The organism is Nostocoides sp., from assembly GCF_035343835.1.
GTDB classification, from domain to species: Bacteria; Actinomycetota; Actinomycetes; order Actinomycetales; family Dermatophilaceae; genus Nostocoides_A; species Nostocoides_A vanveenii.
The window spans coordinates 1-15,085 of record NZ_DAOQZV010000061.1; the positions used below are offsets into that span (position 1 = coordinate 1).

The 15,085-nt window shown below is 68.5% G+C and carries 11 protein-coding genes and 1 pseudogene; 6 read left to right on the plus strand and 6 right to left on the minus strand.

From position 1 onward, the window contains the following. Positions 1 to 209 (minus strand): annotated as a pseudogene (locus PKH97_RS06360) (hypothetical protein); the annotation flags it as partial. Between the two features lie 69 nt (positions 210 to 278). Here PKH97_RS06360 and PKH97_RS06365 point away from each other — a divergent pair. The 4 genes from PKH97_RS06365 (at position 279) to PKH97_RS06380 (ending at position 4,291) form a co-directional block, all read left to right on the plus strand. Continuing rightward, a complete protein-coding gene (locus tag PKH97_RS06365) occupies positions 279 to 1,274 on the plus strand; it encodes an alpha/beta hydrolase (RefSeq protein ID WP_324386567.1) in 996 nt (331 codons plus the stop codon). Positions 1,275 to 1,311: 37 nt separating this feature from the next. Continuing rightward, positions 1,312 to 2,292 carry a ribose-phosphate diphosphokinase gene (locus PKH97_RS06370; protein WP_324386568.1) on the plus strand — a complete coding sequence of 327 codons (981 nt, stop codon included), beginning with the start codon at positions 1,312 to 1,314 and terminating at the stop codon, positions 2,290 to 2,292. 367 nt (positions 2,293 to 2,659) lie between these two features. Next, the gene (gene ligD / locus PKH97_RS06375) at positions 2,660 to 3,634 is read left to right on the plus strand and encodes a non-homologous end-joining DNA ligase (protein WP_324386569.1); all 975 of its coding nucleotides are present in this window, start codon (positions 2,660 to 2,662) and stop codon (positions 3,632 to 3,634) included. Positions 3,635 to 3,961: 327 nt separating this feature from the next. Then, the gene (locus PKH97_RS06380) at positions 3,962 to 4,291 is read left to right on the plus strand and encodes a hypothetical protein (RefSeq protein ID WP_324386570.1); all 330 of its coding nucleotides are present in this window, start codon (positions 3,962 to 3,964) and stop codon (positions 4,289 to 4,291) included. A 37-nt stretch (positions 4,292 to 4,328) separates the two neighbouring features. Here PKH97_RS06380 and PKH97_RS06385 read toward each other — a convergent pair whose 3' ends face one another. From PKH97_RS06385 to PKH97_RS06400, 4 genes are all read right to left on the minus strand, one after another. Continuing rightward, positions 4,329 to 5,291, minus strand: a complete 963-nt coding sequence (locus tag PKH97_RS06385; protein ID WP_324386571.1) for a hypothetical protein — start codon at positions 5,289 to 5,291, stop codon at positions 4,329 to 4,331. Between the two features lie 207 nt (positions 5,292 to 5,498). Beyond that, positions 5,499 to 7,106 carry a proteasome ATPase gene (gene arc, locus PKH97_RS06390; RefSeq protein ID WP_324386576.1) on the minus strand — a complete coding sequence of 536 codons (1,608 nt, stop codon included), beginning with the start codon at positions 7,104 to 7,106 and terminating at the stop codon, positions 5,499 to 5,501. Positions 7,107 to 7,201: 95 nt separating this feature from the next. Further along, positions 7,202 to 8,185, minus strand: a complete 984-nt coding sequence (locus tag PKH97_RS06395; RefSeq protein WP_324386572.1) for a tRNA (adenine-N1)-methyltransferase — start codon at positions 8,183 to 8,185, stop codon at positions 7,202 to 7,204. A gap of 109 nt (positions 8,186 to 8,294) precedes the next feature. Then, positions 8,295 to 9,419: a site-2 protease family protein gene (locus PKH97_RS06400; RefSeq protein WP_324386573.1), complete on the minus strand. Its 1,125-nt coding sequence runs from the start codon at positions 9,417 to 9,419 to the stop codon at positions 8,295 to 8,297. A 144-nt stretch (positions 9,420 to 9,563) separates the two neighbouring features. Here PKH97_RS06400 and metH point away from each other — a divergent pair, with 144 nt between their 5' ends. Then, on the plus strand, positions 9,564 to 13,205 hold the full coding sequence (gene metH, locus PKH97_RS06405; protein WP_324386577.1) for a methionine synthase: 3,642 nt from the start codon (positions 9,564 to 9,566) through the stop codon (positions 13,203 to 13,205). 110 nt (positions 13,206 to 13,315) lie between these two features. Here metH and PKH97_RS06410 read toward each other — a convergent pair whose 3' ends face one another. Continuing rightward, positions 13,316 to 13,984 carry an HAD family phosphatase gene (locus PKH97_RS06410; protein ID WP_324386574.1) on the minus strand — a complete coding sequence of 223 codons (669 nt, stop codon included), beginning with the start codon at positions 13,982 to 13,984 and terminating at the stop codon, positions 13,316 to 13,318. Between the two features lie 112 nt (positions 13,985 to 14,096). Between PKH97_RS06410 and PKH97_RS06415 the strand changes: the two genes are divergently transcribed. Next, on the plus strand, positions 14,097 to 14,945 hold the full coding sequence (locus tag PKH97_RS06415) for a PAC2 family protein (protein WP_324386575.1): 849 nt from the start codon (positions 14,097 to 14,099) through the stop codon (positions 14,943 to 14,945). The last annotated feature ends 140 nt before the right edge of the window (positions 14,946 to 15,085 follow it).

Sequence of the window (15,085 nt, forward strand, 5' to 3'; positions counted from 1 at the left end):
GCGTTCTCGGTCAGCCCCGCGGCGGCCCCGGCTCCCCGCAGGCTGGCGCCTTCGTCGAGCACGGCCGCCGCTAACGCGTCGTCGATGAGCCGGGCCAGCAGGTCGGCCGCCGCGCGCAAGTGCGGCAGGGCAACCACCGGGGTCATCGCTCCGGCCACGTCGAGTGCGGCCTTGATGGCCTCGATGCCGGGCTTCTGGTCTTCGATCATGGCCCCATTGTCCCGCAGATTATGCGGGACCGCAGTATTTGCGGGGCCGCAGGTCTGCAAGGATGCGTCATGCTCCGCCCCTATCCCGGAATGGCCCCCTGGCTGACCACCGTCGTCACGCTCGTCGATGCGGCGGGTCGTAAGCCGATCCAGGATCTCGATCTCGACGGCATCGCGGCCAATCGTGCCGCGGTCCATCCGCGCGGCCGGCTCGCGCAGCGTGTGCTGGGCGCCATCGACCCGAGCGTCACCATCACCACCGCGGTTGCCGACGGGCGAGGCGGGACGCGAATCCCGTTGCGGCTGTATCGATCCGGACGCAGCGGACCCGGCGCGCCGGTCATCTTCTTCTACCACGGGGGCGGCTGGGTGCAGGGCAATGTCCTCAACTACGACCCACTCTGTGCCGACCTCGCGGCCGGCGTCGGCGCCTTCGTGGTGTCGGTCGACTACCGCCTCGCTCCTGAGCACAAGGCGCCCGCCGCGGCGGACGACTGCATCGACGCTACGAGGTGGCTGCTGGCGCGCGCCGAGCAGTACGCCGTGGACGCGAGCCGGGTTGCGGTGTCGGGCGATTCGGCGGGTGGGAATCTTGCCGCCGTCGTGACGCAGGCCTTCCGCGATGCGGGGGCGGACGGCATACGGGCTCAAGCGTTGATCTATCCGGCAGTGGACTGCACGCTCGCCTCGCCGTCGATCGACGAGCACGCGTCGGCGCCCATCCTGACCCGCGCCGGCATCCACGCCTTCCTCGGGCACTATCTGGACGGGAGCGGCGTCGACCCGCGCGATCCCATCGTCTCGCCGCTCTTCGGCGACCTGCACAACCTGCCGCCGGCGCTGATCCAGACCGCGGACCTGGACCCGATCCGTGACGACGGCCTGCGGTATGCCGCGGCTCTCGCCAGCGCGGGCATACCGGTTCGGGTCACGAACTTTCAGGGTGCGCCGCACGGCTTTGCCTCGCTAGCGGGCGCGTATCGGGGCGGCGAAGCCCATCGGCGGGAGTTGGTGGGCTTCCTCACAGCCGCACTCTCGGCGGCGAGGGCAGGCGTGGGCGGCTAGGCTGGCGCCAGTCCGTCCGCAGCGCCGTAGGGAATGTATGCGCGACATCGTGGTCTTCTCCGGGTCGAGTCACCGGGCCCTGTCCCAACGCATCTGCTCGGCGCTCGGGGTGCCCTTGTCGCCGAGCGTGACCTCGCGCTTCAGCAATGACTGCCTGCAGGCGCAACTCGGGGCGAACTGCCGGCAGCGGGATGTCTACATCATCCAGCCGATCGTGCCGCCGACCCAGGAGTCCTTGATGGAGCTCCTGCTGATGATCGACGCGGCCAAGGGGGCGTCGGCAGCGCAGATCACCGCGGTCCTACCGCACTATGCGTATGCCCGATCGGACAAGAAGGACGCCTCCCGAATCTCCATGGGCGGTCGCCTGGTCGCGGACCTGATCACGACCGCGGGCGCGCACCGGGTGCTGACCATGGCGCTGCACGCGCCGCAGGTGCACGGCTTCTTCTCGGTGCCGGTGGATCACCTGACGGCGATCGGGGTGCTGGCCGACCATTTCCGGGGCGGGAATCTCGAGAATTGTGTCGTCGTATCCCCCGACCTCGGCAATGCCAAGACGGCGACCCAGTTTGCGCGCCTCCTGGGCCTGCCGGTCGCGGCGGGGTCGAAGATGCGCAAGGCCGACGACAAGGTGGTCATCGACATGATCGTCGGTGACGTCGCGGGCAAACGCGCGATCGTGCTCGATGATGAGATCGCCACGGGTGGGTCGATCATCGAGTTGCTCGAACGGCTGAAGGACTTCGGCTGCACCGAGGCGGCGATCGCCTGCACGCATGGGTTGTTCACCGGGCGGGCCGTGGAGCGGCTCTCGACGCACCCGATGATCAGCGAGGTCGTGACCACCGACACCGTGCCCATGCCGGATGTGGAATGGCCCGGGTTGAAGGTGCGCTCGGTGTCGGGGCTCTTTGCCGAAGCGATCGGACGGATCCACATGGGCGAGTCGATCTCCTCCCTCTTCGACGGCGTCGACCCCACCCACGCCCCACCCCAGCCCACGCTCTTCACCTGAGAGCGCACCGACTGGGGCCGCATTTTCGTGTGGTCGGGGTGGAGCCGGCCAGGCAACCGGATCAGTGGCGACGCGTGCGCGCTGGTGTCTGGATTCCCGCGGGGATTTGGGCCGCCCTGACACCTGAGCAGCAGCACGCGGCCGCAGTCCATTCGGCAGCCTTGACCATGACCTCCGGGAGACCGCTGATTTTTGCCGGTCCGAGCGCAGCGAGGACGTGACCACCGAACTCGGGCCTGACTTTCGTTGGCGGGCCTTGGTATAACCCGGCCCCCCAAGGAAAGGCGGCCCGAGTCGTGCTGATGGCGCCGGGAGCCGCGCCGGGCGCGGGGGCGGGGGCGGGGGCCACACGGCATACGGTTGGCGTATGGCGGCGCGCAAGGGTGAGTTCGGGGAGCCGGTCGTACTCGACGTGGACGGCTACGACGTCAAGCTCTCCAGCCCCGATCGTGTCTACTTCGCCGAGCGCGGCGAGACCAAGCTCGACCTCGCGCGCTACTACGAGTCCGTCGCGCCCGGCATCGTCAACGCCCTGCGCGAGCGGCCGTGTATGTTGCACCGCTTCCCCGACGGCGTCGACGGGCCCAAGGTCCACCAGAAGCGCCTGCCCCGCGGCGCGCCGCCCTGGGTCGAGACGGTGCGGTTGCACTTCCCGCGTTACGGGCTGCACGCCGACGAGTTATGCGTGACCAAGGCCGCGGATGTGATCTGGGCGGTCCAGATGTCGACGGTCGAGTTCCACCCGTGGAACAGCCGGCGGGCCGACACCGAGAAGCCGGACGAGTGGCGCATCGACCTCGACCCGATGCCCGACGCTCCCTTCGCGCGCGTCCGCCGCGCCGCCGAAGTCAGCCACGAGGTCCTCGACGAGCTCGGCGCTGTCGGCTATCCCAAGACCTCCGGTGGCCGTGGCCTGCACATCTACGTCCGCGTCGTGCCCGAGCACGGGTTTGGCGACGTGCGCCGCGCGGCTCTCGCCTTCGCGCGCGAGGTCGAGCGCAGGCTCCCGGACGAAGTGACGACGACCTGGTGGCGCAAGGACCGCGACCCGGCGGCCGTCTTTGTCGACTACAACCAGAACGCGCGCGACCATACGATTGCCGCCGCCTACTCCGTGCGCGGCAACCCGCGCGGCACCGTCTCGGCCCCTCTGACCTGGGGCGAGATCGCTACCGCCGAGCCCGACGACTTCACGATCGCGACCATGCCCGCGCGCTTCGCCGAACTGGGCGACCTGCACGCCGCCATCGACACCACGCCCTACGACGTTGCACCGTTGCTGGATTGGGCCGAGCGCGACGAGCATGCGGGCGCGCAGTCGCCACCCGAGGACGACGACTAACTCGGGTAATCCAGCCGAGAGGGCGCGGGGCGCCAGCCGGTATGCCGTGCACACCCCCCAGCCCCTCGTCCGTCATCGCTCGGCGATGACGACCCCGAACCTCATCGAAAATCCCGGTGGCGAGTCCTCGGCGGGCAGCGCTGACGGGAATCCGGTCGCCGCACCGAAGTGGACCAAGGGACCTCAGAGTGGTTTCACCCCCGTCGAATATGGTGTGGGCCTGTTCCCGACGTCGACAACCCCGGGCCCGCCATCTCGAGGGAAAACTTCTTCGCCGGGGGTCCTTTAGGCACGCGGCCGGTCGTCACGGCCAGCCAGACGATTTCCTTGGCTGCCTACGCGACGGCCATCAGCAAGGGCTCGGTCAAGTACACCCTGTCCGGGTGGTTCGGCGGTTTCAGCGATCAGGATGACAACGCCGAGCTCAGTGTCACCTTCAAGAGCGCCACTGGCGCGAGCGTCGGAATGTCCGGATCGATCGGCGGCTTCAAGGCGGCCGATCGCGGCAACACGACAAAGTTTCTCCCCGCCACCAAGGCGGGTGCGGTGCCCAAGACCGCTCGGACTGCCCTGGTCACGATCACCATGCAATGGACTCAAGGCTTCTACGTCGACCGTTACAGCGACAATCTGATCCTGGTGCTGTCCGGCACCTGATGGTGCGGGCGTTCGGGGGCCGAGAGCGCGACCTCGGTCACCAGCGCCAGTCCAGCGGCCGCGCGTTCGTGAAGAGCAGGCGGCGCGAGGTGCCAGCGGCATTGGTCACCCAAGCGTCCGAGAATGCCTTCGCGTAGGCGACCCAGCGCCCGTCCGGCGACCACACGGGCGTGTCGGCAGAGTTCGGGAAGTCGCCGGGGCCAGCCCACGGGGTGATCCGCACCGGGCTGGCCCCTGTTGGGCTGGTACGAATGACCGACGTCGCCCCCTCGACGTCGCGGGCGTCCACCCACACCAGCCGGCGACCGTCGGCCGACCAGTCCGGGTTGGCCAGGCGGCCGGCCACGCGGGAGACGACCGCGCCGGTGCTCGCGTTGACGAGGAGGGGTAGCACCTTCGACGGAGCATCGGCATACCGGCAAGCATGTTGCAGCGCCAGGCGATTCAGGCGAGGGTGCCAGCTCGGATTGAGATAGGCATCGCTCGCCGAACCCTTGCACGCACCCGCGCTCGGGTGTGCTGTGCCGGTCAAGATCCACGTCGCCTTACCAAAGGGCGCGGTCGACCGGACCGTGGCCACGCTGCATCCGCGGAAGTCGGCCGCGCACGAGGAGTATGCCAGCCGCTTCCCATCCGGCGACCACGTCGGGTCCTCGTCGTATGCCGGCCCGCTCGTGATCCGTTGCTTGGCCCCGCCCGCGGCGGTCATCACCCAGATGTCCGGGTCGCCCGAGGTGTAGCTGGAGTAGGCGATGCGCATCCGGTCCGGAGACCAAGCGGCGGTGGTGACCTTGGCGGCCAGCCGGCGCCAACCGGTCCCGTCGGCGCGCACCGACCAGAGGTCACCGTCGCGCGCGACGAGCAGGGTGCCCGGCAAACGGAAGGAGTCCCGCACCTCGGAGGGCGGTAGGCCGGCCGCGCTTCCTTCGCCTGCCACACCCACGAGCGCGGTGACCGCGAGCGCGGGGGCCACGGCTAGCGCGCAGCGACGGGACGGCATACGGATGAGCATGGCTTCTCCTGATGGCTTCGGCGGCGACTTCCCTTGAGCGCGCCAGACGCGTGACCGGCAGGTGAGGTTGCGGCGGTGGGGAAGTCGCCAAACCGGGACAGCGGGGCCGGCCCGCCCTACGGACCCGATCCCCAGCGGCCGACTCAGCAGCGCGCCGACACGCCTTGACCAGGGTCGAGCGTGCCCGCGCGCTGCTCAGAGATACTGCCCGGTGTTGCCGACCGACTCGATCGTGCGCCCCGGCTCGGTGCCGGACTTGGTCGAGACCAGGGTGCGGACATAGATGATCCGCTCGCCCTTCTTGCCCGAGATCCGCGCCCAGTCGTCCGGGTTGGTCGTATTGGGCAGGTCTTCGTTCTCCTTGAACTCATCGACGCAACTGGCCAGCAGATGCTCGACGCGAATGCCCCGCTGCCCGGTGGTGAGCAACTCCTTGATCGCGATCTTCTTGGCCCGGTCGACGACGTTCTGGATCATCGCGCCGGAGTTGAAATCCTTGAAGTAGAGGATCTCCTTGTCGCCCCCGGCATAGGTGACCTCGAGGAAGCGATTCTCCTCCTGCTCGGAGTACATCCGCGCCACCGTGGCCTCGATCATCGCCTCGACCGTCTCCTCCGGGGAGCCGCCGTGCTCGGCTAGGTCGTCGGCGTGCAGCGGCAGATCGGCCGTCAAGTATTTGCGGAAAATGTCGCGGGAGGCCTCGGCATCGGGGCGTTCGATCTTGATCTTCACATCGAGCCGTCCCGGTCGCAGGATCGCCGGGTCGATCATGTCCTCGCGGTTGGTGGCACCGATGACGATGACGTGCTCCAAGCCCTCGACGCCGTCGATCTCGGCCAACAATTGCGGCACGATCGTCGTCTCCACGTCGCTGGAGACACCCGACCCGCGGGTGCGGAAAAGCGAGTCCATCTCATCGAAGAAGACCACGACAGGCGTGCCCTCATTCGACTTCTCGCGGGCGCGGTGGAAGATCAGCCGGATATGCCGCTCGGTCTCGCCGACATACTTGTTGAGCAGCTCCGGGCCCTTGATGTTGAGGAAGTAGGACTTCGCCAGCGGCTTGCCCTCCTTCTCGGCCACCTTGCGCGCCAGCGATGCCGCGACGGCCTTGGCGATCATCGTCTTGCCGCATCCCGGCGGGCCGTAGAGGAGCACCCCCTTGGGCGCCTTGAGGTGGTGCTCGAGATAGAGCTCGGGGTGCAGGTAGGGCAGTTCCACCGAGTCACGGATCGCCTCGATCTGCCCGCGCAGCCCGCCGATGTCCTCATAGGAGATGTCGGGGACTTCCTCGAGCACCAAGTCGGCCACCTCGGCCTTCTCGATCCGCTCGAAGACGAAGCCGGAGCGCGGCTCTAGGAGCAGGGCGTCACCGACGCGAATGCTGCCCTGGGGAACGGAGTCGGCCAACCGGCATACGCGCTCCTCGTCGGCATGGGCCACGACGAGGACCCGGTCGGGTTCGATGAGCTCCTTGACCAGCACAACCTCACCCACACGTTCATACCCGCAGGTGGCCACGATATTGAGGGCCTCGTTCAGGCGCACCTCGCGGCCCTGGCGCAGCTCCGCGCGCTCGATGGTCGGGCTCACGGCGACCTGCATCTTGCGCCCGCCGGTCAGCACGTCGGCGGTCCCGTCGTCGTGGATCTCCAACACGATCCCGTATGCCGCGGGCGGTGCCGCGAGCCGGTCGACCTCGGACTTGAGGGTGACGAGTTGTTCGCGTGCGTCCTTCAGCGTGCGCACAAGACGGTCGTTCTGGGCGGACATGGTCGCCAGCTGCGATTGCAGGCGACGCATCTCGATGGACGAGTCCTCGGCCACGTCGACCTCCTTGAAAGCCAAGCCGTCGCCCCCGGAATGGGAGGCGCGGTCAGCTCGACCCTAACTCGCGATCAGGGCAGATGCCGGGAGGTTTCGCCCATCGAACGTGCGACTTTGCGCACCCGCTTGTCGCTGGGGACACGCTCGCCGATGTCCTCGGCGTCCCACTCGGCCTCGCCGTCGAGGTCGGTGACATAGCCCTTGCCGGGGCGCCGCTTGCGCAGGGGCGGGGTGACGCCGGGGGCGAGCCGGCGGCTGGTGATCAGGAAGCCGGTATGGCCGTGCATCCGGTGTTGGGGCCGGACGGCCAGGCCCTCGAGATGCCAGTCGCGGACGATGGATTCCCAGGCGTGCGGTTCGGTGAACCCGCCGTGGTCGCGCATCGCCTCGGCGACCCGGGAGAGTTGGGTGGCGGTCGCGACGTAGCAGATGAGCACCCCGCCAGGCAGCAGCGCCTCCCCGACGACGCCGAGGCACTCCCAGGGCGCGAGCATGTCGAGGACGACACGATCGACGCTCGCCGGCCCAACGACTGACGGCAGCGACTCGACGAGATCGCCGACGGTGACCGTCCACGCCGGGTGGTCGGCGCCGAAGAAGGCGCGGGCGTTGGCCTGGGCGATGGTCGCGAAATCGGCCCGGCGCTCGAAGGACAGCACCCGCCCGGACTCCCCCACCGCGCGGAGCAGGGACATCGACAACGCGCCCGAGCCGACCCCGGCCTCGACGACAACCGCGCCGGGGAAGATGTCACCCATCGTGACGATCTGACCGGCGTCCTTGGGATAGACGACGGCCGCGCCACGGGGCATCGACATCACATAGTCGGCGAGCAGTGGGCGGATCGCCAGGTACTGCGTCCCCGAGGTGTTGGTGATGGTCGATCCGTCGGGGGCGCCGATCAGGTCGTTGTGGCGCAGGAACCCGCGGTGGGTGTGGAACTCCTTGCCGGCCTCGAGGGTGATGGTGTGCATCCGGCCTTTGGGGTCGGTCAGTTGCACGCGGTCGCCCACCTGGAAAGGCCCGCGCCGCAGGTCCGCATCGATCGCCGTCACGGGCGGCAACTGTAGTGCCCCTCCCGCGCCGGGCCCGACTCAGCACAGGATGGGTGACGTCGAGCAGGGTCTACCGTGCTGGAGGTGCCCTAACCTGTGCTAGCAGACGTTAGGGACGGGGGGCGCGAGCGGACGCGGCGGCATTGACGGCGGCCACGCTGACCACGCCGAGCACGCGGCCGTCCCAGCGGATTGCGACGAGCCCGGCCGGTTGCCGGCTGAGTGGGGCGAGGACCGGCGTGATCGGGCCGTTCGGGTCGACGTCGACGACCCAGTCCTGCGGCATCGGTCGGGTCACGCTCAGCACGGGCGTCTGCCCGATCGCGGCCCCGGGGACCGCGGCCAGCGCGTCCGCGTCGACCAGGCCGATCGGCATACCGGAGGTGTCGACGACGACGGGAGGCAGGCCGGAGGGCAGATCGGCCAAGCTCGCGCCGGCCGGCACGGGGACGACGGGCTGCAGAAGATCGACCACCCGCACGCCCGCGATAATGCCGGCGACTTTGCCCGAGCGGATCGCGTTCTGAGCCCCCTGCCACAGAAACATGCAGATCAGCAGCGACCACCCGATCGATCCGAAGGACGGCTTCTCACCCGCCAGCAACGGCCGCCCGACGAACCAAAAGAGCACGCCGAGCGTCACGACCAGCCCGGCATAACCCGCGACGACCCGCCCTCGGTGCCGGTTTCCGGTGACCTTCCAGACCAGCGCCTCGACCAGCTGCCCGCCGTCCAGCGGTAGCCCCGGCAAGAGATTGAAAAGCGCGAGCAGGAAGTTGAGCAGGGCAAAGATGCTTGCCAGCCCGTGCGGGATCCCCGGTTCCAGCAGGGCCGCGACGCCCTGGCCCAGGGCCGCGAGCACGAGATTCGAGAGCGGTCCGACAACGGCCACCACGGCGCTCGGCCCGGGCGTCGCGCGCGAAACGTCCAGTGCCGTATGCCCGCCCCACAAGTCCGCGACCACCCGGTGCACCGGATACCCGAACGACCGCGCCCCCAGTGCATGCGCGCCCTCGTGCACGAACACGGCGACCAGCAACATCAGGGCGTATGCCGCGGCGATCAGATAGGCGCGAAAGCCCAGGTCCGGGTTGGCCTCCTGCAACTGCGGACCCAGCAGCACCAGGATGATCACCGCCAGGATCCCCCAGCTCCGGCCGATGTAGACCGGCACCGAGCCGATGGTGGCCACCTTCAATCCCGGTGATCGCTCGCTCTCGGGTTGACTGCTCACGCCCAGAACCTACCCGCCGGGGCGGCGATAAGTTCGTTGGTCGGTTGGCGGGTGGGGGATACTTCGGGCGTGTCCCTCCGCCCTGATGCCACCGCCGATCTGGCTGCCCTCCTGCGCGAGCGCCTACTCATCCTCGACGGCGCGATGGGCACGATGATCCAGCGGCACCGGCCCAGCGAGGCCGACTATCGGGGTGAGCGCTTCGCCGACTGGCCGAGCGATCTGATCGGCAACAACGACCTGCTCTCGCTCACTCAGCCACAGATGATCGCCGATATCCACCGCGCCTATCTCGCCGCAGGCGCAAACCTCATCAGCACCAATACCTTTAACGCGCAACAGATTTCCCTCGCCGATTACGGTATGCAGCAACTCGCCCGCGAGTTCAACGTCGCCTCCGCGCAGCTCGCGCGGGCAGCCGTGGACGAGGCGCTCACAGCCGATCCGAGCATCCCGAGGTATGTCGTCGGATCCCTGGGCCCGACCAACAAGACGGCCTCCATCTCCCCCGATGTCAGCGACCCGGGCGCGCGCAATGTCAGCTATGACGAGCTCGTCGCGGCCTATCGGGAGCAGGCGCAGGGCCTGATCGACGGCGGTGCCGACATCCTGGCCGTCGAGACGATCTTCGACACCCTCAACGCCAAGGCCGCGATCTTCGCGCTCGAGTCGCTCTTTGAGGACGAGGGCCGGCGCTGGCCGGTCATCGTCTCCGGGACGATCACCGACGCCTCCGGCCGCACCCTCTCCGGGCAGGTCGCCGAGGCCTTCTGGCACTCGATCCGGCACGCCCGGCCGATCGCGGTCGGCTTCAACTGCGCCCTCGGGGCCGCGCAGATGCGACCGCACATCGCGGAGTTGGCGCGCGTCGCCGACACCTTCATCTCGTGCTATCCCAATGCGGGGCTGCCCAATGCGTTCGGCGAATACGACGAGACGGCCGCCGAAACCTCTTCTGCCGTGGCAGAGTTCGCCAGCAGCGGCCTGGTCAACCTGGTCGGCGGCTGCTGCGGGACGACGCCCGAGCACATCGCCGCGATCGCCGCGGCGGTCTCGGGGATTCAGCCACGCGGCATACCGGAAATCGCGCCGGCGATGCGTCTGTCAGGGCTGGAGCCGCTGACGATCACCGAGGACAGCCTCTTCGTCAACGTCGGTGAGCGGACGAATATCACCGGGTCGGCGCGCTTCCGCAAGCTGATCCAGGCCGGCGACTATGCCGCCGCGCTCTCGGTGGCGCGCCAGCAGGTCGAGGCGGGCGCCCAGATCATCGACGTCAATATGGACGAGGGCATGATCGACGGGGTCGCGGCGATGGACCGTTTCCTGAAACTGATCGCCTCCGAGCCGGACATCTCGGTCGTGCCGGTGATGATCGACTCATCCAAGTGGGAGGTCATCGAAGCCGGCCTAAAGTGCGTGCAGGGCAAGCCGATCGTCAACTCGATCTCGATGAAGGAGGGCGAGGCCGCCTTCATCGAGCAGGCGCGGCTGTGCCGCAAGTATGGCGCGGCCATCGTCGTGATGGCTTTCGACGAGGACGGGCAAGCCGACAACTTCCAGCGGCGCACAGAGATCACCCGCCGGGCCTACGACCTGCTCACCAAGGAGGTCGGCTTCCCGGCCGAGGACATCGTCATCGATCCCAACATTTTCGCCGTGGCCACCGGGATCGAGGAGCATGCGACCTACGGCATCGACTACATCGAGGCGACCCGGTGGATCAAGGAGAATCTGCCGCACGCCCTGATCTCGGGCGGCGTCTCCAATGTCTCCTTCTCCTTCCGTGGCAACAACCCCGTGCGCGAGGCCATTCACGCGGTCTTCCTCTACCACGCGATCGCGGCGGGCATGGACATGGGCATCGTCAACGCCGGCGCGCTCGTCGTCTACGACCAGATCGATAACGAGCTGCGCGAGCGGATCGAGGACGTCGTCCTCAACCGGCGCGCGGATGCGACCGACCGACTGCTGGAGATCGCCGAGCGCTTCAATGTCGCTGCCGCGCAGGAGGACTCCTCTGCTCCTGAGTGGCGCACCCTGCCGATGCGCGAACGCATCACGCACGCGCTCGTCAAGGGCATCGACGACTTCATCGAGGACGACACCGAGGAGATGCGGGCCGCCCTGTCCGCCGGAGGCGGCCGCCCGCTGGAGGTTATCGAGGGTCCGCTGATGGACGGGATGGGCGTCGTCGGCGATCTTTTCGGCGCCGGAAAGATGTTCCTCCCGCAGGTGGTCAAGTCGGCCCGCGTGATGAAGAAGGCGGTCGCCTATCTCATTCCCTTCATCGAGGCCGAGAAGCAGCCGGGCGAGGCCAGCCGCGCCAAGGGCACCTTGGTCACCGCGACCGTCAAGGGCGATGTCCATGACATCGGCAAGAACATCGTCGGCGTTGTGCTCCAGTGCAACAACTACGACGTCATCGACCTCGGCGTGATGGTCCCCGCGCAGAAGATCCTGGACACCGCCCGCGAGATCGGGGCGGATGCCATCGGCCTGTCCGGCCTGATCACGCCCTCGCTCGACGAGATGGTCAATGTCGCGGCGGAGATGGAGCGGCAGGGCTTCGACATCCCGCTGCTCATCGGCGGGGCCACCACGTCCAAGGCACACACGGCCGTCAAGATCGACCAGCGCTATCACGGTCCAGTCGTCTGGGTGAAGGACGCCTCAAGGTCGGTTCCCGTTGTCTCGCAGCTGCTTTCGGACGAGAATCGGCCGGCCCTGCTGGAGACGCTCGCGGGCGAGTATGACGCCATCCGCGTCCGCCACGCGGCCAAGTCCAATGACCGCCCCCTCCTGACGTATGCCGATGCCCGGGCCGCCGCGCCCGCGATCGAGTTCACGTCGCAGACCGTGACCCAGCCGAAGCAGCCGGGCATTCACCGCTTCATCGACTACGACCTCGCGGACCTGCGCGAATACATCGACTGGACGCCCTTCTTCGCGGCCTGGGAGCTGCGTGGGCGGTTCCCGGACATCCTCAACAACCCGGTCACGGCGGAGGCGGCGCGTAAGCTCTACGACGACGCGCAGCAGATGCTCGACCGGATCGTGGCGGAAAAGTGGTTGCGCGCCAAGGGCATTGCCGGCATCTTCCCGGCGGCGCGCGTCGGTGACGACACGGTCGTCTACACCGACGAGTCCCGCAGCGAGGTTCGGCTGGTGCTCCATCACCTGCGTCAGCAGGGACAGCATCGCCAGGGAATTCCTAACCGGTCGCTCGCCGACTTCATCGCGCCCGAGGAGTTCGGCGAGCCGGACCACGTCGGAGCCTTTGCGGTAACCGCTGGCCTCGGGACGACCGAGCGGGTTCTTGCGTTCAGGGCCGAGCACGACGACTACAACGCCATCCTGCTGGAGTCCCTTGCCGACCGCCTGGCCGAGGCGTTCGCCGAGCGGCTGCACCAGCGGGTGCGCACCGAACTCTGGGGCTATGCCACAGACGAGACGCTCGACAACGACGCCCTGATCGCCGAGAGCTACCGCGGCATCCGCCCGGCCCCCGGCTATCCGGCCTGCCCGGATCACACCGAGAAGCAAGCGATCTGGGACTTGCTCGACGTCCAGGCGGAGACCGGCATCGAGTTGACCGAGTCGATGGCGATGTGGCCCGGCGCGGCCGTCAGCGGGCTCTATTTCGCCCACCCGAGCGCGCAGTATTTCGTCGTCGGCCGGCTCGCGCGCGACCAAGTCGAGGCCTATGCCGAACGCAAGGGCTGGGACCTGCGGACCGCCGAGCGCTGGCTCGGCGCCAACCTCGGCTACCACCCCGAGGACTAACCAGTTCCACGCTTCGTCGAGTGGTCGGTCCCGGCCACTCGAGTGGTCGGTACCGGCCACTCGACGGGGCTGAACCGGCCACTCGACGGGGCTGAACCGGCCACTCGACGTTAGGGGAAGAGGGGGGTGAGGTCGCGCGCGCCCAGGCCGGCCAAGGACGGCAGGCGGACGGCGCCGGGGATGTTGGGGACCTTGACGACATTGGGCACCGCGATGGTCGGCACGCCGGCGGCGACGGCCGAGCGCACGCCGGTCGCGGAGTCTTCGATCGCGACGCACCGCTCGGGCGGGACGTCCAAGGCGGCGGTGGCCGCAAGATACGGCTCGGGGTGCGGCTTTCCGTGGGTGACCCGATCACCGGTCACGACGACGGCAAAGGACCCTTCGGGCAGGGAGTCGGTCACGGCGCGCGCCAGCGACGCCCACGACATCGTCACCAGGGCGCAGGGGACGCCATGCGCGCGCAGATCGTCGAGCAACTCCCGGGCACCCGGCCGCCACGGGACGCATTCGGTCACCCGGGCGACCACCCGCTCGAGCAGAGCCTCGACGAGTTCATCCCGCGACATCGACACCGGGGAGTTGGCCAGGATGAACTCCGCCGACACCAGCAGCGGGTTGCCGACGATCTGGTGGGCGAGTTCGTCGCTCCATTGCCCGCCGTATTCGGCGACGATCGCGTACTCAGCGGCGATCCAGTAGGGCTCGGTGTCGACGAGGGTCCCGTCCATGTCCCAGAGCACGGCCGCGGGCAGCGGAGGTGTCGATCGGTCGGTCACGTGTGGAGTCCCTGTCGATGTGGTGGCGAATGCCCATGCTATTTCGGGTCGGCGCGATAGCCTGCCTATGCCCAGAAGTGGAGATGACCTCAAGGTCGGCAAGGAGAAGCGAGTGATCGAGCTCGACGACCTCCCGGAGTTGCGGGACACGGTGATGATCCTTGCCTTCGAGGGCTGGAACGACGCCGGTGAGGCCGCTACGGACGCGATCGAGCACCTCTCGGGGCTCTGGGACGCGCACCCCGTTGCGGCCCTCGACCCCGAGGACTACTACGACTTCCAGGTCAACCGTCCGCGGGCCGTCATCGACAATGGGCGCCGCCGCATCCAGTGGCGCACCACCCGCATCCTGCACGCGCGCCGCCCCGGCCTCGATCGCAGCGTGATCCTCGTCAGCGGGATCGAGCCCAGCTTCAAGTGGCGGGGCTTCACCGTGGAGTTGATGGAGTTCGCGCAGAGCGCCGGCGTGACAACCTTCATCACCCTTGGGGCGCTGATGGCCGATGTCGCCCACTCGCGCCCGATCCCGGTCACGGCAACGTCGGAGGACGACGCCACGATCCACCGTTTCGACCTCGAACCGAGCACGTATGAGGGCCCCACCGGCATCGTCGGTGTGCTCGCCGATGCGGCCACCCAGTCCGGGATCACGTCCATCTCCTGCTGGGCCGCGGTGCCGCACTACGCCGGTCACCCGCCGTCGCCCAAGGCGACCCTCGCCCTGCTGGACACCTTGAGCAAGCTGATCGATCGGCCGATCGACGCCGAGGACCTGACGGAGCAGGCCCAGGCCTGGGAGAAGGGCGTCAACGCTCTCGCCGAGTCGGATGACGAGGTCGCCGAATACGTCGAAGCTCTGGAGAAGGCCCAGGACACCGCCGAGTTGCCCGAGGCCAGCGGCGACGCCATTGCCCGCGAGTTCGAGCGCTACCTTCGCGGCCAGGGCGGCACCGAAGGCTGAGCGAACGCGGTCAGGCAGCCGGCGGGCGGGGCGGCCGGGCGCACGGATCGCTAGAGTCGCACGCCCAGTAGCGCGTCGAGCGCCCGGGCCAGGATGCCCGGCTGGTCGGAAGCCTCCAGCACCACGGCGCCGGCGCCGTC

Coding starts and splice junctions, on each gene's coding strand:
- PKH97_RS06365 (WP_324386567.1), top strand. CDS start 279: ATGCTCCGCCCCTATCCCGGAATGGCCCCCTGGCTGACCACCGTCGTC.
- PKH97_RS06370 (WP_324386568.1), top strand. CDS start 1,312: ATGCGCGACATCGTGGTCTTCTCCGGGTCGAGTCACCGGGCCCTGTCC.
- ligD (WP_324386569.1), top strand. CDS start 2,660: ATGGCGGCGCGCAAGGGTGAGTTCGGGGAGCCGGTCGTACTCGACGTG.
- PKH97_RS06385 (WP_324386571.1), bottom strand. CDS start 5,291: ATGCCGTCCCGTCGCTGCGCGCTAGCCGTGGCCCCCGCGCTCGCGGTC.
- arc (WP_324386576.1), bottom strand. CDS start 7,106: ATGCGTCGCCTGCAATCGCAGCTGGCGACCATGTCCGCCCAGAACGAC.
- metH (WP_324386577.1), top strand. CDS start 9,564: ATGGGCACGATGATCCAGCGGCACCGGCCCAGCGAGGCCGACTATCGG.